Below are 24,329 nucleotides of genomic sequence, written 5' to 3' on the forward strand. Positions count from 1 at the left end.
GCGATGTTTCATGTAAGCGATTGTGCACTCGGCCCATGTCGTACAAGTTTTCCGCTAGAATCGCTCACTCGTCCGGAGTGTGTACCCATGTCCCAAGAACTGTCAGCCGAACAGATCCAGCAGGCCCTGCAAGGCATCAGCGTGCCGCCTCAACCGCAAATCATGGTGGATTTGCAGATGGAGCAGTACATGCCCGACCCGGACCTGGAGGTGATTGCCCGCTTGATCAGTCAGGACCCTGGCCTCTCCGGCGCGTTGCTGAAAGTCGTCAACTCGCCTTATTACGGCCTGTCGAACAAGATTGCTTCGATCCAGCGCGCGGTGAATCTGCTGGGCAGCCGGTCGATCATCAACCTGATCAACGCGCAGTCGATCAAGGGTGAGATGGCCGACGAAACCATCGTGACCCTCAATCGGTTCTGGGACACCGCCCAGGACGTGGCTATGACCAGCCTGACCCTGGCCAAGCGTACCGGCGGACAAGCGGTCGATGAATCCTATGCCCTGGGGCTGTTCCACGATTGTGGCATTCCGCTGATGATCAAGCGTTTCCCCAACTATATGAGCGTGCTCGAGCGGGCCTACGCCAATGCCAGCGCGGAGCAGCGGGTGGTGGACACGGAAAACGCCGAGTTCAACACCAACCATGCGGTGGTTGGCTATTACACGGCCAAATCCTGGCGCCTGCCGGAGCATGTGACCAACGCCATCGCCAATCATCACAACGCCCTGGCGATCTTCAGCGACGAGTCGACCCGCAACAGCCAGTTGAAGAACCTGCTGGCGATCCTGAAAATGGCCGAACATATCTGTGCGTCCCATCGGGTGCTCGGCAACACGGCCGAAGACCACGAATGGAACGCCATCGGCCCTCTGGTGCTCGATTATGTCGGCCTGTCCGACTATGACTTCGAAAACCTCCGGGAAAACATCCGCGAGCTCGGCGCTCACTAAGCGTCCGAGTGCCGTCGTCGAGCCCGTTATCGCCTGACCTGGGGCCGCCATGCCTGAATTACCTGAAGTCGAAACCACCCGGCGCGGTATCGCGCCCCATCTGGAAGGCCAGCGGGTCAGCCGGGTGATCGTGCGCGACCGTCGGTTGCGCTGGCCGATCCCGGAAGACCTCGATGTGCGCCTGTCCGGCCAGCGCATCGTGCTGGTGGAGCGGCGAGCCAAGTACCTGTTGATCAATGCCGAGGTCGGGACCCTGATCAGTCACCTGGGCATGTCGGGCAACCTGCGCCTGGTGGAAGCCGGCTTGCCGGCGGCCAAGCATGAGCATGTGGATATCGAGCTGGAGTCCGGACTGGCCCTGCGCTACACCGACCCACGGCGTTTCGGCGCGATGCTCTGGAGCCTGGACCCGCTCAATCACGAATTGCTCGCGCGCCTGGGGCCGGAACCGCTGACCGAGCTGTTCGACGGTGAGCGGTTGTTCCAGCTGTCGCGCAAGCGTTCCATGGCGGTAAAGCCGTTCATCATGGATAACGCGGTGGTGGTGGGGGTCGGCAATATCTATGCGACCGAGGCCTTGTTCGCCGCCGGCATTGACCCGCGCCGCGAGGCCGGGAGCATCTCGCGGGGGCGTTACCTGGTGCTGGCGATCGAAATCAAGCGGATCCTGGCGGCGGCCATCGAACGGGGTGGCACGACCTTGCGCGACTTTATCGGTGGCGACGGCCAGCCCGGCTACTTCCAGCAGGAACTGTTCGTCTACGGGCGTGGCGGCGAGCACTGCAAGGTCTGTGGCACGGTCTTGCGCGAGATTCGTCTGGGCCAACGGGCCAGCGTGTACTGCCCGCGTTGCCAGAGCTGACCTGACAAGCGTGCGGACGCTGTTATAGTTAAGACTTTGCCATCCATTGCTTTGTTGAAGGATAGTGCCATGAACCCGTTTCGCACCCTGGCCCTGGTTGTGGCCCTGAGTTTTGGCCTGCAGGCGTTGCCGGTTCTGGCGGACGATGGCAGCAGCGGCGACCCGACCTACACGATCCAGAATCCACCGGCCTACGCGATGATCGCCGACCTGATCATCGCCCGTCCCTTGCTGGTGGGCGCGACCCTGGTGGGCACGGCGGTGTTCGTGGTGTCGTTGCCGTTTACCGCGTTCGGCGGCGTCGACGGCATGGGCAAGGCCGGCAAGTCACTGGTGCTCGCCCCCGGGAAAGCGGCCTTTGCCCGTTGCCTGGGTTGCACGGCGGAAGGTTTTGACGGCGACCAGTAGGTTGGCTTGGCGTCTATAACGCCCAGTACCACCTTAGGTGGCTGCGGCGCCAATGATGGCCCTTTCGCGGGCAAGCTCCGCTCCCACAGGGCTCAGGCGAACCGGATCTTTCGCGGCGGTCCGGCGTCCCGGCAAGCTCCGCTCCCACAATATTTGAGTCAAGCCTGGATATTGTGTACGGCACAAAACCTGTGGGGGCGGAGCTTGCCCGCGAAAAGGGCCTTGGATTCGCTACAACGCTCAAGCCTTACCGGTGATCTTCCGGTATTTGACCATCAACTCGGCTTCGGTTTCCGGATGGGCTTCGTCCAGTGGGATGCAATCCACTGGGCAGACTTGCTGGCATTGCGGCTCGTCGTAGTGGCCGACGCACTGAGTGCACAGGTTCGGGTCGATCACGTAGATCTCTTCGCCTTGGGAAATGGCGGCGTTCGGGCACTCGGGTTCGCAGACGTCGCAGTTGATGCAATCGTCGGTGATGATCAGGGACATGGGCACTCCGGCCCGGACGGCAGGCCCGGGCGACATGAAAACTAATGCGTCAATTGTGCCGCATTGGCGCGCGCAGTGCACGCGCGCCCGTCGAGGCGACCGCAATAGCCTGCCTCGACAGCGCCTGCGCCGGGCGTTATTTCTTGAAGCGCAGGGTCAGTGCGTCGGCCACCGCTGGGTGGACGAACTTGGTGATATCGCCGCCCAACGCCGCAATTTCCCGGACCAATGTCGAGGAAATGAACGAATAACGTTCCGACGGCGTCAAGAACAGGCTTTCGACGTCCGGGGCCAATTGACGGTTCATGTTCGCCAGCTGGAACTCGTATTCGAAGTCCGACACGGCGCGCAGGCCGCGCAGGAAGACGTTGGCATTCTGTTCCTTGGCGAAATGCGCCAGCAGGGTAGAAAAGCCCACCACTTCCACGTTGGGCAGGTGTCGAGTGACCTCACGGGCCAATTCCACACGTTGTTCCAACGGAAACAGCGGGTTTTTCTTCGGGCTGGCAGCCACGGCAATGATTACGTGGTCGAACAGGCGCGCGGCGCGCTCGACCAAGTCGCCATGACCCTTGGTAATCGGGTCGAAGGTACCTGGGTACAACACTCGGTTCATCGCGTCGTCCTGGCGGGTATCCGTTTGCGGGAGTCGGATGGTATCGCAGCCTTTCCGGTCGGCCAAGTCAGGATACCGGGAAGAAAGCACTATAGACGCGGCGAATAGTCCTCTTTTTTACGGGTTTTTCAAGCGCTCCGCGAGGGCCGTCGCCAACTGCGCGGTCAGACCATAGACTGAAAGCTGTGGGTTGGCGCCTATGCTGGTAGGGAACAGTGAGCCGTCGTGAATCGACAGATTGCGCAGTTGATGGTGGCGGCCGAGGCTGTCGGCGACCGCGCTTTTCGCGTCCTCGCCCATGGCGCAACCGCCCATGACATGGGCGCTGCCCAGGCGGGTGCGGTACAGCTCCAGGCTCAGTTCGTCGATCAGATCCCGGGCCTTGGCCAGGCTATTCACGTAGTCGGCATCGGCGTGCAGTGGCAGTACCGACTTGGCGCCCGCCGCGAACTGGATCTCGGCCATGCTGTGGTACGCCCGGCGCAAGCCGTCCCAGGCATAGGCGGACACCGGGTAGTCGAGCACCGGCGTGCCGTCGCCGCGCAGTTCCACGCTACCGCCGGGGCTGTCCGGATGAAATCCGTCGCGCATCAGCGCCAGCATCATGTGGGTGTGCGGCAGTTGTTCCATGCGCAGGGCGTTTTGCGCGCCGAAGCCACCCAGCAGGGTGCTGGCCAGTGCCGGTTGCAGTGGCGGTACCTCGAGTTTGTAGGACATCGGCCCGGTGACGCCGGCATTCCACTGGAAGTGATCGGAATAGATTGACTGTGGGGCGCCGTAAAATGGATTGATCACCTCGGAAAATTGCCCGGCGGAGAAATTCACCAGGTGCAGGAAGGTGCGTTTGCCCAGTTGGCCGCCGGGATCGGGTGCCTTGGAGCGCAGCAGCAGTCCCGGGCTGTTGATGCCGCCGCCCGCCAGCACGTAATGCCGCGCCTTGACCCGGATGGTTCGGCCATTGGGGGCCACGCAACGCTCGTCCATTGCCACGCAGAGCAGGCCGGTGACCTGGTCGCCTTCGATCTGCAAGCGTTCGGCCCGGGCCAGATAGAGCAGCTCGCCACCTTTTTCCAGGGTCGCCGGAATGGTGGTGACCAGCATCGACTGCTTGGCATTGGTCGGGCAGCCCATGCCGCAGTAGCCCAGGTTCCAGCAGCCGCGGACGTTGCGCGGAATGACTTTCCAGCTGTAGCCGAGGGCTTCGCAGCCATTGCGGATCACGTCGTTGTTGGCATTGGGCGGCATAATCCAGGGGGCGACGCCGAGGCGCTGTTCCATTTTCTCGAACCAGGGCGCCATCTCGGCGCTGCCGTGGCCCTTGACGTTGTGCTCCTTGGCCCAGTGTTCGAGGGTCTGGTCCGGCGTGCGAAAGCTCGAGGTCCAGTTGATCAGCGTGGTACCGCCAACCGCGCGGCCCTGGAGAATGGTGATGGCGCCGTCCTTGCTCATGCGGCCGATGCCTTCCTGGTAGAGGCTGGTATAGGCCTGGTCTTCGAGCATTTTGAAGTCGCTGCTGGTTTTCAGCGGGCCTTCCTCGATCAGTAAAACCTTGTAGCCGGCGGCGCTAAGGATTTCGGCGGTGGTGCCGCCGCCCGCGCCGCTGCCGATAATGGCGACATCGGCCTCCAGCGTCAGGTCCTGCTCCAGGCGAGCGCCGTTATAGGTTTTCCAGCCTCGGGCCAGGCCTTCGCGAAACAGATCGGGTACGGGCATGTGCAGCCTCTTTTATTGTTGTTTTGTCAGGTTCGCCCGCTCCCACAAGAGCCGGATCTCTACAGGGGCTAGACTTTCGGCGGTCCGGGATAACCGCAGTGGGCCCAGGCTTCGGCGCGGTTGTACCAGGCCATCATCACCAGTTGCAGCAGTGATGCGTGGCCCATGCGCAGCAGGCTCAGGTAGCTGTTTTCCCAGCGCTCGAGAAAGGCGTGGATCTGCGCGTCACTGGCATTTTCCCAGCGGCCCCAGATACCGGTCAGTGGCCCACGGGTGATACCCATGCCGAGGACGTCGAATAGTTGTCGGGTCAGCTTGAGCATTTCCGGCGACAGGTGGGCGAGGCTGTAGTCCAGGCTCGCCAGGGTCTGGTCGATGGCGCCGGGCATTTTCTCGGCAGCGACGGCGCCTTCGAGCATCACCGGGATCAGCGCCTGCAGAAACGGCAGGTCGTTGGCTTGTAGCACGGCAAAACCGCTGGCCGGATGGCCGGCCGAGCAGCCGCTGAGGCTGGCGGCGAGCCCGGCGGTGCTGAGGAAGGCGCCGGCACAGAGGCCGACTTTCAGCACGCCACGACGGCTCAGTACGGGGGATGCGGGCAGGCTTGGCATTCTTGTTATTCACCTGGACAGTGGAACATCAACGAACGAACAGTTTCTGGATCAGTTTCTGGATCGATTTTCCGTAAGGCGGATAGATCAGTCGCGCCGCGTTGAAGCGTTGCTTGGTCAGCACGCCCTTGGCCTTGCTGAAGGTCAGGAAGCCTTCGTGACCGTGGTAATGGCCCATGCCCGAGGGGCCGATGCCGCCGAAGGGCAGGTCTTCCTGGGGCACATGGAGCAGGGTGTCGTTCAGGCAGACGCCGCCGGAATGGGTTTCCTGAAGCACCCGTTGCTGTTCGACCTTGTTGTAGCCGAAGTAGTAGAGCGCCAAGGGACGAGGCCGGCGATTAATGTAGGCAAAGGCCTCATCGAGGCCCTTGTACGGCACGATGGGCAGCAACGGGCCGAAGATCTCGTCCTGCATCAGCGTCATTTCGTCGCTGACGTTCAGTAGCAGGCTGTGGCCCATGCGCCGCTGTTGGTTCTGCTCGAACAGCGGAATCAGCAACGCGCCCTTGCTGGTGGCGTCACTCAGGTAGCCGTTGAGCCGGGCCAGTTGGCGATCGTTGATGATGCTGGTGTAGTCCGGGTTATCGACCAGCGTCGGATAAAAGCTGCGCACCGCCTGGCGGTAGGCTTCGACGAAGGCGCCGACTCGATCTTCCGGCACCAGCACATAATCCGGTGCCACGCAGGTCTGGCCGGCGTTGAGGGTCTTGCCGAAGGCGATGCGTTCGGCGGCATCCTTGAGGGGGACGTCCTGGGACACGATGGCCGGCGACTTGCCGCCCAGTTCCAGGGTTACCGGGGTCAGGTTTTCCGCCGCCGCGCGCATCACGTGCCGACCGATGCTGGTGGCGCCGGTGAACAGCAGGTGATCGAATGGCAGCTTGGAAAAGGCCATGCCGATTTCGGCCTCGCCGAGCACCACGCACACCAGATCTTCCGGAAACACCCGGCCCAGCAGTTCCTTGAGCAAAAGACCGGTAGCCGGAGTCGATTCGCTGAGTTTGAGCATCACTCGGTTGCCCGCCGCCAGTGCCCCCACCAGCGGGCCGACGCTGAGGAACAGCGGGTAGTTCCAGGGCACGATCACGCCGATCACGCCCAGTGGCTGGTAGACGACCTTGGCCGAGGCCGGCTGGAAGGCCAGGCCGACCCGCCGGCGTGACGGTTTCATCCAGCGCTTGAGGTGTTGGCGGGCATGGTGGATGCCATGGAGGCTGGGCATGAGTTCGCCGAGCAGGGTTTCATCGGCACTGCGGTTGCCGAAGTCCTGGCTGATGGCGTCAATCAGCGCCTGGCGTTCGTCGCTGAGCAACTGGCGCAGGCTGTCGAGCCATTGGCGGCGTTGCTCGGCGGGGGGCATGGGATGCGCGGCATAGGCTTGGCGTTGTGCTTGAAAGCGGTGCTGGAGCTGGTCCAGTTGCTGCTGCGATTCCTGCAGATAGGCGATTTCGGCAGACATGGCGCGCTCCAGGGCATGTGATTTTATTTTTAAACGAATGTTTAGAGCTATTGCTCCATAAAGTCAACAAGGAGTGCCTGTAGATTCTTATAGCAGCTGAGAATCGTGGCGATTTATCCGCGGCCGGATAGGCCGTAAGATGGCCGATACCGTCTTCTGGAAGTAAAGCTGAAGTCATGGCCCCCCGAATAAAAACCAGCGAGCGCATCGTCCAGAACAGTCTGGATCTGTTCAATCAGCAGGGCGAGCGCAGTGTCAGCACCAACCATATCGCGGCGCACATGGACATTTCGCCGGGTAACCTCTACTACCACTTCCCGAACAAGCAGGCGATCATCGCCGTGCTGTTCGCCGAGTACGAAGCCCTGGTCGACAGCTTCCTGAGTCCGCCTCCGGGCCGCGCCGCGACCATCGACGACAAGCGTTTCTATCTCAAGGCATTGCTGGCGGCGATGTGGCGTTATCGCTTCCTGCACCGCGATCTCGAACATCTGCTGGAAAGCGATGCCGAACTGGCTGCGCGTTACCGGTGTTTTTCCCAGCGCTGCCTGATCCAGGGGCAGGCGATCTACGCAGGGTTTGTCGAGGCCGGCATCCTCGACATGGATCGCGTGCAGATCGAGGCCCTGACCCTCAATGCCTGGATTATCCTGACCTCCTGGGTGCGGTTCCTGAGCACCACCCGTGAGAATGCCCACCACTTGAGCGAAGAGTCGATCAAGCGTGGGGTCTATCAGGTGCTGGTGTTGGAGTCCGGGTTTGTTACCGTGCAGTCGCGGGCGGCGGTGGACACGTTGCTCAACGAATTTTATGTGCCGCTGGCACAGGCCCTGGATGAGGTGTAGGAGCGAGCTTGCTCGCGAGGGTGGCAGAGGCGCCGCGTAGCAGCAGATACCTCGCGTTATCGTTGACGCCCATCGCGAGCAAGCTCGCTCCTACAGTTGTCCGTTATCTACTTTACTTAGGAGGAGTTCGCCATGTCCCTTGCGCAACTGATCAGCCCCCGGCAACTGGCCGAACGCCAGGACCGGCCCGGGTTGGTGATCCTGGATTGCCGTTTTGCCCTTGAAGACGCGGATTACGGGCCGCGCAGCTATGCCCAGGGGCATATTGAAGGCGCGCACTACGCCGATCTGAACCGGGACCTGAGCGGTCCGGTGATCAAGGGCGTGACCGGGCGTCATCCGTTACCGGCGCCGGCGGCCTTGGTCGAGCGCCTGCAGGCCTGGGGCATCAGTGCCGACAGCGAGGTCGTGCTCTATGACGACGGTCCGGGCATGTACGCCGCCCGTGCCTGGTGGCTGCTGACCTGGCTGGGCAAGCGTGACGGCGTGTTCCTGCTCGATGGCGGGTTGAAAGCCTGGCATGCGGCCGGTCAGCCGCTGAGCCTGAATCCGCCGGCCGCCGCTCGTGGATCCTTCGAGGGGACGCCGGATGCCGCGTTGCAGATCAGCGCCGAACACCTACAACAACGCCTCGGGCAGCCGTCGATGACCCTGCTGGACGCCCGCGCCTTGCCGCGTTTTCGTGGTGAAGTGGAGCCGATCGATCCGGTGGCCGGGCATATCCCCGGTGCGTTATGTGCGGCGTTCAGCGAGAACCTGGATGCCGAGGGCCGGTTTCTGCCGGCGGATCAGCTCAAACAACGTTTCGCCGCCAAGCTGGGGCAGCGTCCGCCGCAGGAATTGGTGGCGTATTGCGGTTCCGGGGTGACGGCGTGTCAAAACCTGTTTGCCCTGTGCCTGGCGGGTTATCCGTTGGGAACCTTGTATGCCGGGTCGTGGAGCGAGTGGATTACCGATCCACAGCGAGCGGTGGCGACGGGCGACTGATTGTGGCGAGCGGGCTTGCCCGCTCGCCACATTGATTCCGCAGTGTGATCAACATCCTCTATCGGCCAGCCATTGCGGGATGCGTCGCTCCAGGTAGTAAGTCGGTTTGCCCAGGCTGCCGTCGACAAACCCCACATGCCCGCCCTTGGTCTGCAATTCGAGCTGGGTGTCCGCTGCCAGCTCGCCAGGCTCCGGCAGGCTGTGGGGGAACACGAAGGGGTCGTCCTTGGCCTGGATGATCAGCGTCGGGGTGCGAATCGTGCCAAGGAAATAGCGGCTGGAGGCGCGGCGATAATAATCCTGTGCATCGGCAAAGCCATTCAGCGGCGCCGTGACCCGGCCATCGAAGTCCCAAAACGTGCGCATGCCCGTCAGCGGTCCCAGGTCGCTCAGGGTCGCCAGGCCCTCGATCCGCCCGTCGTGCTGGAACTGGCGCTGCTTGTTCTTGATATAGGCCACCATCTCGCGCATGAAGTGCGCCTGGTAGATCCGTGAAAACCCCTGGCCGATGCGGTCGGCGCACTGATCCAGGCGAAACGGCACCGACACCGCGACGGCGCCTTGCAGGCCGCTGTCCTGGCCACTTTCCCCGAGGTGCTTGAGCAGCACATTACCGCCCAGGGAGTAGCCGACGGCGTAGAGCGGTGCCAGTGGGCGCAGCGCCTTGAGGTGGGCGACCGTCGCCGCCAGGTCTTCGCTGGCCCCGGAGTGATAACTGCGCGCCAGCAGGTTGGGCTCTCCCGAACAGCCCCGCCAGTTCAGCGCCACGCTGGCCCAGCCCTGGTTGGCCAGCGCCTGTTGCAGGCCGGCGACATAGGGCGAGTTCGACGAGCCGGTCAGTCCGTGCAGGATCAGCACCAGCGGCGTCTCGGCGGCGTGCGGGCCGTGCCAGTCGAGGTCGAGAAAGTCGCCGTCGTCGAGCCACAGGCGTTCACGTCGGCGGTCGAGGTGGACGGTCTTGCGCCAGAGTGGCCCCCACAGGGTTTGCAGGTGCGGGTTGCCCAGGCCCGGGGCGGGGGTGAAGCCCGACAAATGAGGGGGCTGGGAAAATGACGGCAACGCGGCGAGTCTCGGAGTGGGAGTGGACAGGTCTGGCGCTGCCATAAGCAAGTCGTCATGGCAGCCACGCTTGCGCGTGCGATGCGTCTAAATTGCCACAGTCCTGTCCATTACCGCAGCTTTTTATCCAGGCGGCAGGGCGCCGGGCTGGCAACTTGGTTCCGGACTCCGCAGATCAGGCAACGCTTGCTGGGTGACGCTCGGGCCGGTACTGGTCACCACCCAGCTTTCGGCATCGAAATGCGTGTTCAAGGCGACCTTGATAGCTTCACGGGTCAGCCGCTGCGCCTGTTCGGCGTAGTCGGTCAGGCTGAGCGGCAGGTCGTGACGAGCGATCAGCAACAAGGCCTGGAGGATATCCGCATTGCTTGCGCCATCCAGCGCCATGTCACCGCGCAGGCTCTGCTTGATGTTCTGCAGCTCCTGCTCGGTCGGGCCTTCTTGCAGGAACTGCGCGAACATCCGCTTTATCCGCTGGATGGCTGCGTCGCGATATTCGGGCGGGGTCGAGAGGTGGATATGGAACGGTCCACGGGCTTGCCAGTTCCTGAGCTGGGCCACCGCCGAATAGGTGACGCCATGTTGCTCGCGCAAGGCCTGCATCAGCCGGCTATCGAAGCCGCCGCCAAAGATCAGGCTGGCGACGTAGAGCGCGACGTAATCGGGATGGTGCCGGGGGATGGCGATCTGGGCCAAGTCCAGATGGACCAGCAGGGTCGGGCGTTCGATGTGGGTGGTGCCAACGATGCTGTCTTCACGGCGGGCACTGGCGGTGGGGGGGAGCGCCGGACCTTTGGGCAAGGCCTCGGAAATTTTCACACTGAGGGTTTGTGCCTGCTCCAGCGAGAGATCGCCGACCAACAGGATAACGGCGTTGCCTGCGCTGTAAGCCTTGTCGTGAAAGGCTCGCAGCTGATCGACAGTGATTTTCTCGATACTCTCCCGGGTGCCGTAGAGGGGCTGGGCGTAAGGGTGTCGTGAGTAAAGCGGCGGTGGAAAGCGGTGACTGACCCAGGTGTCGAAGGCGACATCCTGGCGCATTTGTTGATCGAGGGCCTCGCTCTTTACCCGGCGAATGGCATCGGCGCTGAAGCTGGGCTTGCTCAGCACATCGCTCAACAATTGCAGGGCCGGTGTGCGGATGGCTTCGTCGCTGAGACTGCGCAGGGTGAACCGCGCATGGTCGCGGTCGATGCCATTGCTGATATTGACCCCCAGGCTGTCGAACGCGGTCATGATCGCGTCGACGTCTTTACCGTCCGTGCCTTCGTTGAGCAGGCTCAGGGTCATGGCCGCCAAGCCCGGTTGCGCGCCATCGTAACGGCTGCCCGCGGCAAAGCTCACGGCCACGTCGAGCAACGGCAGGCCATGGGTTTCAACGAAGAGTACCTTGGTCCCGTTGAGCGTTTTCCAACCCCGCACAACACGGGTGGCGGGGGTGGGCGCCAGGTGCTGGACCTCGCTCAGCGATTGCAGAGGCTTGATGGTCGACATGCCGGCCGTGGTGGACGCCTTCGAGCCAGGAATTAACAACATGGCGAGCAGCACCAGCGGCACGCTCGATAACAGCGTGTAGGCCTTATTCATGGTTGGTTTTCCCAGGATTGGCCAGGGCCACACTGAGCCGCTCGTGGGTCAAGTAGGTTTGTGCGGCTTGTTGAATATCCAGGGGCGTGACGGCCTTCAGTTGCTCTTGTTCGCGTTCTTCCAGGGTCCACGACAGGCCGGCGCTTTCCAGGCTGCCGAGTTTCTGCGCCTGGTTTTCCACTGAGTCGCGGGCAAACACCCGTTTCGCCAACATTCGAGTACGCGCACGTTCAAGCTCCTGCGCGCTGACAGGCGTACGTTTGAACTCGTCGAGCAGTTGCCACAGGCGTGTCTGGATATCCTCCAGGCTCGGGTTTTTCTGGGTGTCCAGGTCGACGGCAATCATCAACAAGGTGTCTCCCCGGTGGAACGCCTCATAGCTGGAGTGGGCCTGGGTGATCAGTTCTTCACGGAATTTCAACTGCCTGAAAATCCGCGAGCCGCCGCCGACGCCGAGCAATTCGTTGAGCAGGCGTAAGGTGTGCGCGGTATGCGGGTCGGCGGCGGTCGCCAGGCTGGGCACGTTGAACGCCATGATCAGGCTGGGAAACTCATTGCGGGTCTGTAGCCTGATCCGCCGCTCGCCCGGCTCGTTCAGTTCCAGTGGGCGCGGGGCCTCGGGCAGCGTCCGGCGGGGCAGTTCGGCGAAGTAGCGACGGGCCAGGGTTTCGACCTCCTCGGCGGTGACATCGCCGACCAGCACCAGGGTGGCGTTGTTCGGCGCGTACCAGTTGGCGTACCAGCGCTGCAGTTGCTGGACGTTCATGCGTTGCAGGTCGTGCTGCCAGCCGACAGTGGAGGTGCGATAGCCGCTGGTGGTAAAGGCCAGGCTGCGCAGCTTCTCGTCGAGTAAGGCCCAGGGGGCGTCGTCGATGCTCTGTAACCGCTCGTTTTTGATCACCTCGATTTCACGTCGGAAGGCGGCTGGCGAAAGTTGCGCGGCGCTCATCTGGTCGGCCATGATTTCCAGCGCGACGCCCAGGACATGGCGCGGCATCAGGTATTCGTAGGTGGTGGCGTCATGGTTGGTGAAGGCGTTGATCCGAGCCCCCAGGCGCTCCATGATCTGGAACGCCTGGCCGGGGCAGACTTTGCTGCTGCCCTGGAACAACAGGTGTTCCAGGGCATGGGAAAGCCCGGATTCGCCAGGCGGCTCGTGACTGGAGCCGACTTTGTACCAAAGCTGGGCCGCCACGACAGGGGCACGATGATCTTCGCGCACGATGATTTTCAAACCGTTGTCGAGTGTCAGTTCGTGGGTGCTGGGCGCGGGGCTGGCGAAGGCGGCGAGCGGCAGCAAAAGCAAGCCGGGTAAGCGCCAGAGGGTGGGTCGTTTCATCCGTCGGGGATCCTTTTGAGTTTCAAAGGAGCACCTTGATCCGGCGGACGGATGAGCGGGCGGTATCGGGATAGTGAGGGCGGCTCGAGGATCAGTTCGAGCCGCCATCGAGGTTCAAGCTACTGGGTGGCGACGCTGCGCTGCCACAGCGCGTAGTAGACCCGCCCGGACTTTTGCTCGCGGTGCAGGCGCCAGTTGCCCGGCAGGCCGAGGCCCGAGGGCGCGGTTTCGCTTTCGGTGTAGACCCAGGCATCGTCGGCCAGCCACTGGCGCTCTTCCAGCAGGGCGCAGATGCCGGGCAGCAGGTTCTGGTTGAACGGCGGGTCGAGAAACACCAGGTCGAAGGCCGTGGCCGTCTGGGTTTCCAGGTAGCGCAGGGCGTCGGCGGTCTGCACCTGGCCGACGCTGCAACGCAGGGTGCCCAAGTGTTCGCGCAGGTTGGCCACGGCCAGGTTGCTGGCATCCAGCGCCTGACCCATGGCCGCACCACGAGACAGGGCCTCAAGGAACAAGGCGCCGCTGCCGGCGAACGGGTCGAGCACCTTGGCCCCGGCGACATAGGGCGCCAGCCAGTTGAACAGGGTTTCGCGCACGCGGTCCGGGGTCGGACGCAGCCCCGGGACATCCGGGAAGCTCAGGCGTCGGCTGCGCCATTCGCCGCCGATGATACGCAGTTGATTCACGCCGTTATGCGGGTGAGCGGGTTTCTTGCTGGGACGCGATGGGCTGGCCATTAATGCTCCGGAACCCCGAGCGGCTGCTCGGCGGGTTTGTCTGTCGGTGGCGGCAGGGGCTTTTGCGGCACCGTGGGGCCTGCGGTGACGACGATCATCTTGTCGACACTCAGGTGTTTGTTCATGGCCGACTTGATCTGCTCGACGGTCAGTGCCTGGGTCTGTTGCACGAAATTTTCCAGGTAATCGAGCGGCAGGTCATAGAAGCCCATCAGGCCCAACTGGCCGACGATGCTGCTGTTGCTCGCATTGGAGAGCGGGAAGCTGCCGGCCATTTCGCGCTTGGCGTCGTCGAGTTCCTTCTGGGTCGGGCCGTTTTTCAGGTAGTCGGCGATCACGTCGTCGACCAGCTTGAGCGTGCCTTCGCTCATTTCGGCGCGGGTCTGCAGGTTGATCTGGAACGGGCCACGCACCTGCATCGGCGAGAAGCCCGAATAGACGCCGTAGGTCAGGCCGCGTTTTTCACGGACCTCACTCATCAGACGGGTCCCGAAACCGCCGCCGCCGAGGATCTGGTTGCCCAGGGACAGGGCCGCGTAGTCCGGGTCGGTGCGGTCGATGCCCTGCTGGGCCATCAGGATAGTGGTCTGCTTGGACGGGAACTCGATATGCCCGACGCTGGCTTTCGGTTCGGCCGGCTGGGCGATCTTCGGCAAGGCCGGGCCCTTGGGCAGGGCGGCGGAGACCTGGGCGGCGACGCCTTCGGCTTCACTGCGCGAGAGGTCGCCGACCAGCGCGATCACCACGTTGCCGGCCGCGTAGGCCTTGGCATGGAAAGCGCGCAACTGTTCGAGGCTGATCGGCGGGATGCTCTGTGCCGTGCCTTCGCTCGGGTGCGCGTAGGGGTGATTGCCATACAGGCGCTTGGACAATTCCAGGCTCGCCAGCTTGCCCGGGTTCTGCTTCTGGTATTCGAAGCCGGCCAGCAACTGGTTCTTGATCCGCGTCAGGGAGTCGGCGGGGAAGGTCGGTTTGCCCACCACCGCGGCGAACAGCTTCAGCGCGGGCTCGCGTTTGTCCACGGCGCTGAGGCTGCGCAGCGAAGCAATGGCCATGTCCTTATAGGAACCGTTACTGAAGTCGGCCCCGAGGCCTTCGAAGCCCTGGGCAATGGCGCCGACGTCCTTGCCGGCCACGCCTTCGTTGAGCATGGCGTTGGTCAACGTGGCGAGGCCCGCCGCGTTGCCGTCCTGGCTGCTGCCGGCGGCGAAGGTCAGGTTCAGATTGAACATCGGTAGCTCATGGGCCTCGACGAACAGTACCTTGGCGCCTTCGGCGGTTTTCCAGGTCTGCACGTTCAGGGCGCGGTGCGCTGGCGCCTTGCCGTCCAGCTCCGCCAGCGATTGCAGCTTGTGGCTGGACTTGGCCGCGTCGAGGGCCTGGCTGGCCTGGGAGTTGCGTGAATCGAACAGATAAAAGCCGATACCACCCGCCGCAACGGCGAGGGTCAGGGCGAGCAAGGCGAAACGTGGCCCCTTGGACTGATTCATTGGGCGCTCTCCTCGGGCAATACATGGGCGACGCTGAGGCGCTCGCGGGTGAAATAGGTCCGGGCGGCTTTCTGCAGATCCTGCGGCGTGACGCTTTGCAGGTCGGCCAGTTCGGTGTCCATCATCTTCCAGGACAGACCGACGGTTTCCAGGATGCCGATGGCGCTGGCCTGGCTGGTAATGGAATCACGTTCGTAGACCAGGCCGGCGATCACCTGGGCGCGCACGCGTTCCAGTTCGTCGGCGCTCGGGGCCTGGGTCTTCAACTGCTCCAGCAGGCGCCAGAGGCCGGCCTCGGTCTGGGCCAGGGTCTTTTTCTTCTGGCTGTTGGGGGTGGCCGAGAGCAGGAACAGGGTGTCACCGCGGGTGTAGGCGTCGTAGCTCGACGAACCGCTGGAGATCAGCTCTTCGCCGCGCTCCAGTTGCGACGGCAGGCGGGCGCTGTAGCCGCCGTCGAGCAGGGCGGCGATCAGGCGCAGGGCGCTGACCGAACGCTTGTCTTCGGCGGTGGCGAAGCTCGGCACGTTGAAGGCGAGCATCAGGCTCGGCAACTGGGTCTTCACATGCAGGGTGATCAGGCGCTCGCCGGGCTCGTCGAGTTCCCGTGGGATCTTCGCCGGCGGCGTGTCACGCCGGGGAATGGCGCCGAAATAGCGCTGGGCGAGGGTTTTGACTTCGTCCGGGGTGACGTCGCCGACCACCACCAGGGTGGCGTTGTTCGGCACATACCAGGATTGGTACCAGTGGCGCAGCTCCTCGACTTTCATGCGGTCGAGGTCAGCCATCCAGCCGATGGTCGGCGTGTGGTAGCCGCTGGCCGGGTAGGCCAGTGCCTTGAAGCGCTCGAAGGCCTTGCCCATGGGCTTGTCGTCGGTGCGCAGGCGGCGTTCTTCCTTGATCACCTCGATTTCCCGGCTGAACTCGTCGGCCGGCAGGCGCAGGCTGGCCATGCGATCGGCTTCCAGTTCCAGGGCCACGCCCAGGCGGTCGCGGGCCAGGACCTGGTAATACGCGGTGTAGTCGTCGCTGGTGAAGGCGTTCTCTTCAGCGCCCAGGTCGCGCAGGATCAGCGAGGCTTCGCCCGGGCCGACCTTGGCGCTGCCTTTGAACATCATGTGTTCCAGGGCGTGGGACAAGCCGGTCTGGCCCGGTGTCTCGTAGCTCGAGCCGACCTTGTACCAGATCTGCGAGACCACCACGGGGGCGCGGTGATCCTCGCGGACCACGACCTTCAGGCCGTTGTCGAGGGTGAATTCGTGGGTCGGTTGCGGGTCGGCGGCCAAGGCGGCCAGGGGCAGACAGAGCGTGCTGAGCAACAGGCCAGCGGCACGGCGGGCTAGAGCATTCATTCGTTTTCAAACCTGTAGTACGGCCCGCGTGATCTTAGCGTCGGCGGGCGAGGAGGTGCTAGGATACTGCGTTGCGCGCGAACAATCTGGTCAAAAGGCAGTCTGTTACGCATCAGAATATTATTTGCCGAAGCGCCACCTTGGCGCGTCGCTACCGTGAGATAGCCGTCCTCCATGTTTGGTTCCAACGACGACAAGAAGACCCCAGCCCCGGCTGGCGAGAAAAAAGGCCTGTTCGGCTGGCTGCGTAAAAAACCGCAGGAAGCGGTCGTCGAACAGCCACAGCCGACCCCTGACGCCGCGCCGGCAGCGCTCAACGGAGCTTCGCCGGGCGCCGCCGAGCCGTTGCCGGCCAGCGCGCCGGTGGTTGAAACGCCCGCCGTTGCGCCGGATGCCCTCGTACATGAGCCTTGGCCGAATTTGCCAGTGGCCGAAGAACCCGTGGCTCTGGTCGAGGATGTTCAGGCGCCGCACATCACCCCGCCGATTCCGCTAACGGGTGTTGCGCCGGTCGCTGAAGTGGCCGTGCCTGAACCGTTCATCGCCGCGCCGGTGCAAGCGCTGGTCATTGCGCCGATTGTCGAAGCTCCAGCTCCAGCTCCAGCTCCAGCTCCAGTCTCTGCACCTGCACCTGCACCTGCACCTGCACCTGCGCCAATTGTGGCGCCCGTGGTTGCGCCGGCCCCGGTTGCGGTGGCCGAACCCGTGGCCGTCGAACCGGCCAAACCGGTTTCCGAAGAAACCAAGGTCGGCTTCTTCACCCGCCTCAAGCAGGGCCTGTCCAAGACCAGCGCCAGTATCGGCGAAGGCATGGCCAGCCTGTTCCTGGGCAAAAAGGCCATCGATGACGATCTGCTGGAAGAACTGGAAACCCGTCTGCTGACCGCCGACGTGGGCGTCGAAGCCACTTCGGTGATCATCCAGAGCCTGACCCAGAAGGTCGCCCGCAAGCAGTTGACCGACAGCGATGCGCTCTACGCTTCGCTGCAGGCCGAGCTGACCGCGATGCTCAAACCGGTCGAGCAGCCGCTGAACATCGTTTCGCAGCAGAAACCCTTTGTGATCCTGGTGGTGGGCGTGAATGGCGCCGGCAAGACCACCACCATCGGCAAGCTGGCGAAGAAGCTGCAACTCGACGGCAAGAGAGTCATGCTGGCGGCGGGCGATACCTTCCGCGCGGCGGCGGTGGAGCAATTGCAGGTGTGGGGCGAGCGCAACCAGATTCCGGTGATCGCCCAGCACACCGGTGCCGATTCGGCTTCGGTGATCTTTGACGCGGTCCAGGCGGCCAAGGCCCGAGGTATCGACGTGCTGATCGCCGACACCGCCGGTCGCCTGCACACCAAAGACAACCTGATGGAAGAACTGAAGAAGGTTCGCCGGGTGATCGCCAAGCTCGATGCCGACGCGCCGCACGAAGTGTTGCTGGTGCTCGACGCCGGTACCGGGCAGAACGCCATCAACCAGGCCAAACAATTCAACCAGACGGTCCAACTGACCGGCCTGGCATTGACTAAGCTCGATGGGACCGCCAAGGGCGGGGTGATCTTTGCCCTGGCCAAGCAGTTTGGCCTGCCGATTCGTTACATCGGCGTCGGCGAAGGGATCGACGATTTGCGTACCTTTGAAGCCGAGCCCTTTGTCCAGGCCCTTTTCGCCGAGCGGGAGCATTCATGATTCGTTTCGAACAGGTCGGTAAACGCTATCCGAACGGTCATGTCGGCTTGCATGAACTGAGCTTTCGGGTGCGTCGTGGTGAGTTCCTGTTCGTGACCGGGCACTCCGGCGCGGGCAAAAGTACCCTGTTGCGCCTGCTGCTGGCGATGGAGCGTCCGACCACCGGCAAGCTGCTGCTGGCCGGGCAGGACCTGGGCCAGATCAGCAACGCACAGATTCCGTTCCTGCGCCGGCAGATCGGCGTGGTGTTCCAGAACCATCAGTTGCTGTTCGATCGCACGGTATTCAACAACGTCGCCTTGCCGTTGCAGATCCTCGGCCTGTCCAAGGCCGAGATCGTCAAGCGGGTGGATTCGGCCCTGGAGCGCGTGGCGCTGTCGGACAAGACCGATCTCTACCCCGGCGACCTCTCCACCGGCCAGCAACAGCGCGTCGGCATTGCCCGGGCCATCGTCCATCGCCCGGCCCTGTTGTTGGCGGACGAACCCACCGGTAACCTCGACCCGCGCCTGGCGGCGGAAATCATGGGTGTGTTCGAAGACATCAACCGCCTGGGTACCAGCGTGCTGATCGCCAGCCACGACCTGGCCCTGATCGCGCGCATGCGCCACCGCATGCTGACCCTGCAACGCGGCCGATTGATCGGCGACGGGGAGGCCAGCGTATGAGTGCGACCCGCAGCCCCAAAGTAGCCGAGCGCGTGGCCCCGAAGGCCTCCGATCCGCAGGCACCGAAGAAAAAACGCGACGAAGACGACGGCCCGGACTTCGGCACCCTGTTGCGCGCCTGGATCGAAAGCCACCGCGCCAGCCTGGTGGACAGCCTGCGGCGCCTGGGCAAGCAGCCGATTGGCAGCTTCTTTACCTGCCTGGTGATGGCCGTGGCCCTGAGCCTGCCCATGGGTTTGTCGTTGCTGCTGAACAATGTCGAGCGCCTCGGCGGCTCCTGGCAGCGCGCGGCGCAGATTTCCCTGTACCTGCAACTGGATGCCAGCCCGACCGAAGGCGAGCACCTCAGCGAACAGATCAAGACCATGCCCGGCGTGGCGGATGCCGAGTTCATCAGCAAGGAAAAGGCCCTGGACGAGTTCCAGCAGCAGTCAGGCCTGGGCGAAGCCCTCAAGGAATTGCCACAGAACCCCTTGCCGGGGGTAGTGCTGGTGACGCCGAACGAAGTCGACAAAGCGACCCTGGAAGCGCTGCGCCAGCGCCTGGCCGAGTTGCCCAAGGTGCAACAGGCGCAGTTGGACCTGGTCTGGGTCGAGCGCCTGGCGGCGATCCTCAAACTTGGCGACCGCTTTGTCTTCGGCCTGACCGTGCTGCTGGTGTCTGCATTACTTTTGGTGATAGGCAATACCATTCGTCTTCATATTGAAAACCGCCGCACCGAGATCGAAGTGATTAAACTGGTCGGCGGCACTGATAGCTATGTGCGTAGGCCTTTTCTCTATATGGGCGCGCTTTATGGCTTTGGTGCCGGGTTTTTATCCTGGGGGGTGCTGGCTTACGGCCTCAACTGGCTGAATGACGCGGTGGTCGGGCTGGCCGGTCTCTACGGCAGCGATTTCGCCCTGGCCGGCGTGCCGGTCGCCGACGGTCTGTCATTGTTGCTTGGGGCGGTGCTCTTGGGGTATATCGGTGCTTGGATTGCGGTCGCACGGCATTTACGTGAGCTGGCACCGAAGTAGTTAATGTCAGATTAATGTGGTTTCGTTTGTATTGACCGTGTCAGTGGTTTAGGGAACTTGTCCTACGGTTCCCGGTCAATTTTCGCAGTGCATCACTGCACGAGTTATGTGAGTCGGAGGTTTTTTCGTATGACCACTTCTTTGCAACCTGTCTACGCGCTGGTCCCGGGTGCGAACCTGGAAGCCTACGTGAACACGGTGAACAGCATTCCATTGCTGACGCCGGAGCAGGAGCGTGAACTGGCCGAGAGTCTCTACTATGAGCAGGATTTGGGGGCGGCTCGGCAGATGGTGCTCGCCCACCTGCGATTTGTCGTCCATATCGCCCGTAGCTATTCCGGCTACGGCCTGGCCCAGGCAGACCTGATCCAGGAAGGCAACGTCGGTCTGATGAAGGCGGTGAAGCGCTTCAACCCGGAAATGGGTGTGCGCCTGGTGTCGTTCGCCGTGCACTGGATCAAGGCGGAAATCCACGAGTTCATCCTGCGCAACTGGCGCATTGTCAAAGTGGCCACCACCAAGGCCCAGCGCAAGCTGTTCTTCAACCTGCGCAGCCAGAAGAAGCGTCTGGCCTGGTTGAACAACGAGGAAGTTCACCGCGTGGCGGAAAGCCTCGGTGTGGAACCTCGTGAAGTGCGCGAGATGGAAAGCCGGCTGACTGGCCAGGACATGGCCTTCGACCCGGCGGCGGAAGCCGACGACGACAGCGCGTTCCAGTCTCCGGCCAACTACCTGGAAGACCACCGGTATGACCCGGCGCGTCAACTGGAGGATGCCGACTGGAGCGAGAACTCCAACAGCAACCTGCATGAAGCCCTGGAAGTGCTCGACGAGCGCAGTCGCGATATTCTCTACCAGCGCTGGTTGGCGGAAGAGAAAGCCACGCTGCACGACCTGGCGCAGAAGTACAACGTTTCGGCCGAGCGTATTCGCCAGCTGGAAAAGAGTGCGATGAACAAGCTGAAGCTGTCGATTGCCGCTTAAGCGCTGAGGCAATAAAAAACGCCCCGATCTGATCGGGGCGTTTTTGTTTCAGGCGATGACAGGCTATCAGTCATGCGCTGTTATTGCGGGCCTCTTCGCGGCGGTGCGGCGATCCGACAAGCTCCGCTCCCACAAGTTTTGTGGCGTATACAAGACTGGCGTACGACTCGGTCCACTGTGGGAGCGGAGCTTGCCCGCGAAGACGGCAGCACAGGCACCGCAGCGACAACTTTATAACGCCCAAGGCGCCTTGCGCGAGTTGTTCAGCCCCACCAGGTACTCATCCCCGCCCAGTTGGCTCATCTGCTGGCGAATCCAGCCGGCCCGGCGTGCCACATAGATGCTCGGATGACTGGCGCTCCACTCCCGTGGATTGGGCAGCACCGCCGCCAGCAAACTGGCTTGCTGCCGCGACAAGCCCGCCGCGCTGACGCCGAAGTGATGCCGCGCCGCCGCTTCTGCGCCGAATACCCCGTCGTCCCACTCCACGCTGTTCAGGTACACCTCGAGAATCCGCTGCTTGGGCCAGGTCAGCTCGATCAGCGTGGTAAACCAAGCCTCCAGCCCCTTGCGGAAATAGCTGCGACCCGACCAGAGGAACAGATTCTTCGACACCTGCTGGCTCAAGGTGCTGGCGCCGCGAATCGAACCGCCACGCTCGTTGTGCTCGAAGGCGGCCTGGATCGCATCGAGGTCGAAACCCCAGTGTTCAGGGAATTTCTGGTCCTCTCCGGCCATTACCGCGACTTTCAGCTCGTCGGAGATCTGCTCCCATGGGCGCCAGCTGCGTTGCAGGTCAATGGGCTCGCCATCGGTCCAGGACTCGATCTTGCGTTCGACCATCAGCGCGGTACCGGGCGGCGGCACCCAGCGAAACAGCAGCACCAGTAGCACACTGCCAATGGCGAACCATTTCAGGACGGTGACGAGGCGGCGGAAAAGGAATTGCAACATAGAGATGGCTTGGCCGGGGCGTGGGAGCGGGCCATTATACAGACCCTGTGCCCCCTGGATGGAGTTCGTCATGTTGCGTGGTTTTCTGCTGCTGGCCGCCTTTTTCGGTTTTACCGGCGTCGCCCTCGGTGCCTTTGCCGCCCACGGCCTGAAAGACCGCCTGAGCGCGGAGTACCTGGCGATCTTCCACACTGGCGTGACCTATCAGTTGGTGCATACCCTGGCGCTGTTCGGCGTCGCCCTGCTGGCGAGCCATATTCCAGGGCGTTTGGTCGCCTGGGCCGGCCTTGCGTTCGCCATCGGGATTATCCTGTTCTCCGGCAGTCTGTATCTGTTGACCCTGACCGGTATCGGCAAACTGGGCATCATCACCCCATTCGGTGGCCTGGGCTTCCTGATCGGTTGGTTCTGCCTCGGACTGGCCGCCTGGCGTCTGCAAGCGGCGGCTTGAGCTGACCGCCAGGTCGACGAATGGCTTGGGTCGCTTGGACTGATCGGGCTAGAATGCTGGCCCCTAAAAATGATGGCAGCCCGGCGCATGCGCATTCAATTGAACGGTGAACCCTTTGAACTGCCCGATGGCGAGACCGTCGCGGCGTTGCTGGCCCGGCTCGACCTGGTCGGGCGGCGGGTGGCGGTAGAGCTGAACCTGGACATCGTTGCGCGCAGCCAACATGCCGAAACGGCCCTGCGTGAAGGTGATCAGGTCGAAGTGGTGCACGCTATCGGCGGCGGTTGATCCCGCCTGCGGTCCCGCGCCCTGATCCACCCTGCAAGCCCTCAACCTTTCAAGAGGATTTCCGAATGAGCACTGTTCGCAGCGACAAGCCCTTCGTGCTGGCCGGCCGTACCTACCAGTCCCGCCTGCTGGTGGGCACCGGCAAGTACCGCGATATGGAAGAAACCCGCCTGGCCATCGAGGCCTCGGGTGCCGAGATCGTCACCGTGGCCGTGCGCCGGACCAACCTGGGGCAGAACCCGGGTGAACCGAACCTGCTGGATATCCTGCCGCCGGATCGCTACACCATCCTGCCGAACACCGCCGGTTGTTACGACGCCATCGAAGCCGTGCGTACCTGCCGCCTGGCCCGTGAGCTGCTGGACGGGCACAACCTGGTGAAGCTGGAAGTCCTGGCCGACCAGAAAACCCTGTTCCCCAACGTGATCGAAACCCTCAAGGCCGCCGAAGTGCTGGTCAAGGAAGGCTTCGACGTGATGGTCTACACCAGCGATGATCCGATCATCGCCCGGCAACTGGCGGAAATCGGCTGCATCGCGGTGATGCCGCTGGCCGGCCTGATCGGTACGGGCCTGGGGATCTGCAACCCGTACAACCTGCAGATCATCCTCGAAGAAGCGAAGATCCCGGTGCTGGTGGATGCCGGTGTCGGCACCGCTTCCGACGCCACCATTGCCATGGAGCTGGGTTGCGAGGCGGTGCTGATGAACTCGGCGATTGCCCACGCCCAGCAACCGATCCTGATGGCTGAAGCCATGAAACACGCCATCGTTGCCGGCCGCCTGGCCTACCTCGCCGGGCGTATGCCGAAAAAACTCTATGCCAGCGCTTCCTCGCCGCTGGATGGTCTGATCAAGTAAGAGCCTTTGATGACTGAATCGAACGACACGCCAATCCAGACGGACGCCGGCGAAGAGCGCCAACACCGCCGTATCAAGAGTTTTGTGATGCGCGCCGGGCGTATGACCGAGGGCCAGCAAAAGGGCCTGGAGCAGGGCACGCCGCTGTTCGTCCTGCCGCTGGCCGATGCGCCGGTAGATTTCGACCAGGTATTCGGTCGCTCGGCACCACGCTCGCTGGAAATCGGCTTCGGCATGGGCCATTCCCTGCTGGAGATGGCGGCGGCGGCGCCGGAGCAGGACTTTATCGGTGTGGAAGTGCATCGTCCGGGGGTCGGCGCGCTGCTCAATGGTGTGCTGACCCAGGGGTTGAAGAACCTGCGGGTCTATGACTGCGACGCCATTGAAGTGCTCAACCGCTGCGTGGCGGACAACAGCCTGGATCGGCTGATGCTGTTTTTTCCGGATCCTTGGCACAAGAGCCGCCATCACAAGCGGCGTATCGTCCAGGCGTCCTTCGCCGAGCTGGTGCGTAGCAAGCTGAAGGTCGGCGGGATCCTGCACATGGCCACCGACTGGGAACCATATGCCGAATACATGCTGGAAGTGATGAACGTTGCCCCGGGTTATCGCAACCTGGCGGAAGATGGCAAATGCGTGCCGCGTCCGACCGAACGCCCGATCACCAAGTTCGAGCGCCGTGGCGAGCGACTGGGGCACGGGGTGTGGGACCTGAAGTTCGAGAAGCTGGCCTGAGGCCTATGGCGGTGAGGTGAGCCGGATCCCGTACTCACCCACACCGCAACCTATGTAGGAGCCGGCTTGCCAGCGATGACGTCCGCAAGATCGATGCAAGACTTGCTGGCCTCATCGCTGGCAAGCCAGCTCCTTGTATCTCGACTAACGCTCCGTCAGGAGCGATAGTTCTCGACTGATCATCGAGG

25 protein-coding genes are annotated in these 24,329 nt (G+C 62.9%); 13 read left to right on the forward strand and 12 right to left on the reverse strand.

Annotated features, from left to right (window positions below; all coding sequences use genetic code 11):
* Positions 1-141: 141 nt before the first annotated feature.
* The 3 genes from AC07VG_RS30305 (at position 142) to AC07VG_RS30315 (ending at position 2,224) form a co-directional block, all read left to right on the forward strand.
* The gene (locus AC07VG_RS30305; RefSeq protein WP_495000286.1) at positions 142-954 is read left to right on the forward strand and encodes an HDOD domain-containing protein; all 813 of its coding nucleotides are present in this window, start codon (positions 142-144) and stop codon (positions 952-954) included.
* Between the two features lie 49 nt (positions 955-1,003).
* A complete protein-coding gene (gene mutM / locus AC07VG_RS30310; protein WP_495022381.1) occupies positions 1,004-1,816 on the forward strand; it encodes a bifunctional DNA-formamidopyrimidine glycosylase/DNA-(apurinic or apyrimidinic site) lyase in 813 nt (270 codons plus the stop codon).
* A gap of 69 nt (positions 1,817-1,885) precedes the next feature.
* The gene (locus AC07VG_RS30315; protein WP_494999954.1) at positions 1,886-2,224 is read left to right on the forward strand and encodes a multidrug transporter; all 339 of its coding nucleotides are present in this window, start codon (positions 1,886-1,888) and stop codon (positions 2,222-2,224) included.
* A 240-nt stretch (positions 2,225-2,464) separates the two neighbouring features.
* On the opposite strand, the gene AC07VG_RS30320 is transcribed toward AC07VG_RS30315, so the two are convergent.
* The 5 genes from AC07VG_RS30320 to AC07VG_RS30340 form a co-directional block, all read right to left on the reverse strand.
* Positions 2,465-2,716, reverse strand: a complete 252-nt coding sequence (locus AC07VG_RS30320) for a YfhL family 4Fe-4S dicluster ferredoxin (RefSeq protein ID WP_191489419.1) — start codon at positions 2,714-2,716, stop codon at positions 2,465-2,467.
* Between the two features lie 136 nt (positions 2,717-2,852).
* Positions 2,853-3,332 carry a pantetheine-phosphate adenylyltransferase gene (gene coaD / locus AC07VG_RS30325; protein ID WP_248795101.1) on the reverse strand — a complete coding sequence of 160 codons (480 nt, stop codon included), beginning with the start codon at positions 3,330-3,332 and terminating at the stop codon, positions 2,853-2,855.
* A 117-nt stretch (positions 3,333-3,449) separates the two neighbouring features.
* Positions 3,450-5,045 (reverse strand): GMC family oxidoreductase, encoded by a 1,596-nt coding sequence (locus AC07VG_RS30330; RefSeq protein ID WP_494999953.1) that lies wholly within the window; start codon positions 5,043-5,045, stop codon positions 3,450-3,452.
* 68 nt (positions 5,046-5,113) lie between these two features.
* On the reverse strand, positions 5,114-5,656 hold the full coding sequence (locus AC07VG_RS30335; RefSeq protein ID WP_494999952.1) for a twin-arginine translocation pathway signal protein: 543 nt from the start codon (positions 5,654-5,656) through the stop codon (positions 5,114-5,116).
* 28 nt (positions 5,657-5,684) lie between these two features.
* Positions 5,685-7,115, reverse strand: coding sequence for a coniferyl aldehyde dehydrogenase (locus AC07VG_RS30340; RefSeq protein ID WP_494999951.1), 1,431 nt, complete (start codon positions 7,113-7,115; stop codon positions 5,685-5,687).
* 176 nt (positions 7,116-7,291) lie between these two features.
* Here AC07VG_RS30340 and AC07VG_RS30345 point away from each other — a divergent pair, with 176 nt between their 5' ends.
* Positions 7,292-7,960, forward strand: a complete 669-nt coding sequence (locus AC07VG_RS30345) for a TetR/AcrR family transcriptional regulator (protein WP_495022382.1) — start codon at positions 7,292-7,294, stop codon at positions 7,958-7,960.
* A 132-nt stretch (positions 7,961-8,092) separates the two neighbouring features.
* The gene (locus AC07VG_RS30350) at positions 8,093-8,947 is read left to right on the forward strand and encodes a sulfurtransferase (protein ID WP_494999949.1); all 855 of its coding nucleotides are present in this window, start codon (positions 8,093-8,095) and stop codon (positions 8,945-8,947) included.
* A 48-nt stretch (positions 8,948-8,995) separates the two neighbouring features.
* Here AC07VG_RS30350 and AC07VG_RS30355 read toward each other — a convergent pair whose 3' ends face one another.
* The 6 genes from AC07VG_RS30355 to AC07VG_RS30380 form a co-directional block, all read right to left on the reverse strand.
* Positions 8,996-10,051, reverse strand: coding sequence for a hydrolase (locus AC07VG_RS30355; RefSeq protein ID WP_495022383.1), 1,056 nt, complete (start codon positions 10,049-10,051; stop codon positions 8,996-8,998).
* Positions 10,052-10,129: 78 nt separating this feature from the next.
* A complete protein-coding gene (locus AC07VG_RS30360; RefSeq protein WP_495022384.1) occupies positions 10,130-11,593 on the reverse strand; it encodes a M16 family metallopeptidase in 1,464 nt (487 codons plus the stop codon).
* A complete protein-coding gene (locus tag AC07VG_RS30365) occupies positions 11,586-12,932 on the reverse strand; it encodes a M16 family metallopeptidase (protein WP_495022385.1) in 1,347 nt (448 codons plus the stop codon). The genes AC07VG_RS30360 and AC07VG_RS30365 overlap by 8 nt, the downstream gene beginning before the upstream one ends.
* 119 nt (positions 12,933-13,051) lie before the next feature.
* Positions 13,052-13,666: a 16S rRNA (guanine(966)-N(2))-methyltransferase RsmD gene (gene rsmD / locus AC07VG_RS30370; protein WP_494999945.1), complete on the reverse strand. Its 615-nt coding sequence runs from the start codon at positions 13,664-13,666 to the stop codon at positions 13,052-13,054.
* Complete coding sequence (locus tag AC07VG_RS30375) at positions 13,666-15,156, reverse strand: M16 family metallopeptidase (protein WP_495022386.1); 1,491 nt, start codon at positions 15,154-15,156, stop codon at positions 13,666-13,668. Before AC07VG_RS30375 ends, rsmD begins: the two co-directional genes overlap by 1 nt.
* Positions 15,153-16,505, reverse strand: a complete 1,353-nt coding sequence (locus AC07VG_RS30380) for a M16 family metallopeptidase (RefSeq protein WP_495022387.1) — start codon at positions 16,503-16,505, stop codon at positions 15,153-15,155. The genes AC07VG_RS30375 and AC07VG_RS30380 overlap by 4 nt, the downstream gene beginning before the upstream one ends.
* A gap of 174 nt (positions 16,506-16,679) precedes the next feature.
* Here AC07VG_RS30380 and ftsY point away from each other — a divergent pair, with 174 nt between their 5' ends.
* From ftsY to rpoH, 4 genes are all read left to right on the forward strand, one after another.
* Positions 16,680-18,182: a signal recognition particle-docking protein FtsY gene (gene ftsY / locus AC07VG_RS30385; protein WP_495022388.1), complete on the forward strand. Its 1,503-nt coding sequence runs from the start codon at positions 16,680-16,682 to the stop codon at positions 18,180-18,182.
* A complete protein-coding gene (ftsE, locus tag AC07VG_RS30390) occupies positions 18,179-18,850 on the forward strand; it encodes a cell division ATP-binding protein FtsE (RefSeq protein WP_494999941.1) in 672 nt (223 codons plus the stop codon). Before ftsY ends, ftsE begins: the two co-directional genes overlap by 4 nt.
* Complete coding sequence (gene ftsX / locus AC07VG_RS30395) at positions 18,847-19,869, forward strand: permease-like cell division protein FtsX (RefSeq protein ID WP_494999940.1); 1,023 nt, start codon at positions 18,847-18,849, stop codon at positions 19,867-19,869. The genes ftsE and ftsX overlap by 4 nt, the downstream gene beginning before the upstream one ends.
* A gap of 129 nt (positions 19,870-19,998) precedes the next feature.
* Positions 19,999-20,853, forward strand: a complete 855-nt coding sequence (gene rpoH, locus AC07VG_RS30400) for an RNA polymerase sigma factor RpoH (RefSeq protein ID WP_100944601.1) — start codon at positions 19,999-20,001, stop codon at positions 20,851-20,853.
* 231 nt (positions 20,854-21,084) lie between these two features.
* Here rpoH and mtgA read toward each other — a convergent pair whose 3' ends face one another.
* Complete coding sequence (mtgA, locus tag AC07VG_RS30405; RefSeq protein ID WP_494999939.1) at positions 21,085-21,807, reverse strand: monofunctional biosynthetic peptidoglycan transglycosylase; 723 nt, start codon at positions 21,805-21,807, stop codon at positions 21,085-21,087.
* A 70-nt stretch (positions 21,808-21,877) separates the two neighbouring features.
* Here mtgA and AC07VG_RS30410 point away from each other — a divergent pair, with 70 nt between their 5' ends.
* The 4 genes from AC07VG_RS30410 (at position 21,878) to trmB (ending at position 24,141) form a co-directional block, all read left to right on the forward strand.
* A complete protein-coding gene (locus AC07VG_RS30410; protein ID WP_495022389.1) occupies positions 21,878-22,258 on the forward strand; it encodes a DUF423 domain-containing protein in 381 nt (126 codons plus the stop codon).
* A gap of 87 nt (positions 22,259-22,345) precedes the next feature.
* Positions 22,346-22,546, forward strand: coding sequence for a sulfur carrier protein ThiS (gene thiS, locus AC07VG_RS30415; RefSeq protein WP_177098270.1), 201 nt, complete (start codon positions 22,346-22,348; stop codon positions 22,544-22,546).
* A 65-nt stretch (positions 22,547-22,611) separates the two neighbouring features.
* Positions 22,612-23,406: a thiazole synthase gene (locus AC07VG_RS30420; RefSeq protein ID WP_100944605.1), complete on the forward strand. Its 795-nt coding sequence runs from the start codon at positions 22,612-22,614 to the stop codon at positions 23,404-23,406.
* 9 nt (positions 23,407-23,415) lie between these two features.
* Positions 23,416-24,141, forward strand: coding sequence for a tRNA (guanosine(46)-N7)-methyltransferase TrmB (gene trmB / locus AC07VG_RS30425; protein WP_494999937.1), 726 nt, complete (start codon positions 23,416-23,418; stop codon positions 24,139-24,141).
* Positions 24,142-24,329 lie beyond the last annotated feature (188 nt).

It is taken from the genome of Pseudomonas sp. GW821-FHT03C07, assembly GCF_059420925.1.

Bases quoted from the DNA above. Each gene is read 5' to 3' on its own strand.
- AC07VG_RS30345 (WP_495022382.1), top strand. From the start codon at position 7,292: ATGGCCCCCCGAATAAAAACCAGCGAGCGCATCGTCCAGAACAGTCTG.
- AC07VG_RS30330 (WP_494999953.1), bottom strand. From the start codon at position 5,045: ATGCCCGTACCCGATCTGTTTCGCGAAGGCCTGGCCCGAGGCTGGAAA.
- rpoH (WP_100944601.1), top strand. From the start codon at position 19,999: ATGACCACTTCTTTGCAACCTGTCTACGCGCTGGTCCCGGGTGCGAAC.
- thiS (WP_177098270.1), top strand. From the start codon at position 22,346: ATGCGCATTCAATTGAACGGTGAACCCTTTGAACTGCCCGATGGCGAG.
- AC07VG_RS30380 (WP_495022387.1), bottom strand. From the start codon at position 16,505: ATGAATGCTCTAGCCCGCCGTGCCGCTGGCCTGTTGCTCAGCACGCTC.
- AC07VG_RS30365 (WP_495022385.1), bottom strand. From the start codon at position 12,932: ATGAAACGACCCACCCTCTGGCGCTTACCCGGCTTGCTTTTGCTGCCG.
- ftsX (WP_494999940.1), top strand. From the start codon at position 18,847: ATGAGTGCGACCCGCAGCCCCAAAGTAGCCGAGCGCGTGGCCCCGAAG.
- AC07VG_RS30320 (WP_191489419.1), bottom strand. From the start codon at position 2,716: ATGTCCCTGATCATCACCGACGATTGCATCAACTGCGACGTCTGCGAA.
- AC07VG_RS30355 (WP_495022383.1), bottom strand. From the start codon at position 10,051: ATGGCAGCGCCAGACCTGTCCACTCCCACTCCGAGACTCGCCGCGTTG.
- rsmD (WP_494999945.1), bottom strand. From the start codon at position 13,666: ATGGCCAGCCCATCGCGTCCCAGCAAGAAACCCGCTCACCCGCATAAC.
- AC07VG_RS30410 (WP_495022389.1), top strand. From the start codon at position 21,878: ATGTTGCGTGGTTTTCTGCTGCTGGCCGCCTTTTTCGGTTTTACCGGC.
- trmB (WP_494999937.1), top strand. From the start codon at position 23,416: ATGACTGAATCGAACGACACGCCAATCCAGACGGACGCCGGCGAAGAG.
- AC07VG_RS30340 (WP_494999951.1), bottom strand. From the start codon at position 7,115: ATGTCTGCCGAAATCGCCTATCTGCAGGAATCGCAGCAGCAACTGGAC.
- coaD (WP_248795101.1), bottom strand. From the start codon at position 3,332: ATGAACCGAGTGTTGTACCCAGGTACCTTCGACCCGATTACCAAGGGT.
- mutM (WP_495022381.1), top strand. From the start codon at position 1,004: ATGCCTGAATTACCTGAAGTCGAAACCACCCGGCGCGGTATCGCGCCC.
- ftsE (WP_494999941.1), top strand. From the start codon at position 18,179: ATGATTCGTTTCGAACAGGTCGGTAAACGCTATCCGAACGGTCATGTC.
- AC07VG_RS30350 (WP_494999949.1), top strand. From the start codon at position 8,093: ATGTCCCTTGCGCAACTGATCAGCCCCCGGCAACTGGCCGAACGCCAG.
- ftsY (WP_495022388.1), top strand. From the start codon at position 16,680: ATGTTTGGTTCCAACGACGACAAGAAGACCCCAGCCCCGGCTGGCGAG.
- AC07VG_RS30375 (WP_495022386.1), bottom strand. From the start codon at position 15,156: ATGAATCAGTCCAAGGGGCCACGTTTCGCCTTGCTCGCCCTGACCCTC.
- AC07VG_RS30420 (WP_100944605.1), top strand. From the start codon at position 22,612: ATGAGCACTGTTCGCAGCGACAAGCCCTTCGTGCTGGCCGGCCGTACC.
- AC07VG_RS30335 (WP_494999952.1), bottom strand. From the start codon at position 5,656: ATGCCAAGCCTGCCCGCATCCCCCGTACTGAGCCGTCGTGGCGTGCTG.
- AC07VG_RS30360 (WP_495022384.1), bottom strand. From the start codon at position 11,593: ATGAATAAGGCCTACACGCTGTTATCGAGCGTGCCGCTGGTGCTGCTC.
- mtgA (WP_494999939.1), bottom strand. From the start codon at position 21,807: ATGTTGCAATTCCTTTTCCGCCGCCTCGTCACCGTCCTGAAATGGTTC.
- AC07VG_RS30315 (WP_494999954.1), top strand. From the start codon at position 1,886: ATGAACCCGTTTCGCACCCTGGCCCTGGTTGTGGCCCTGAGTTTTGGC.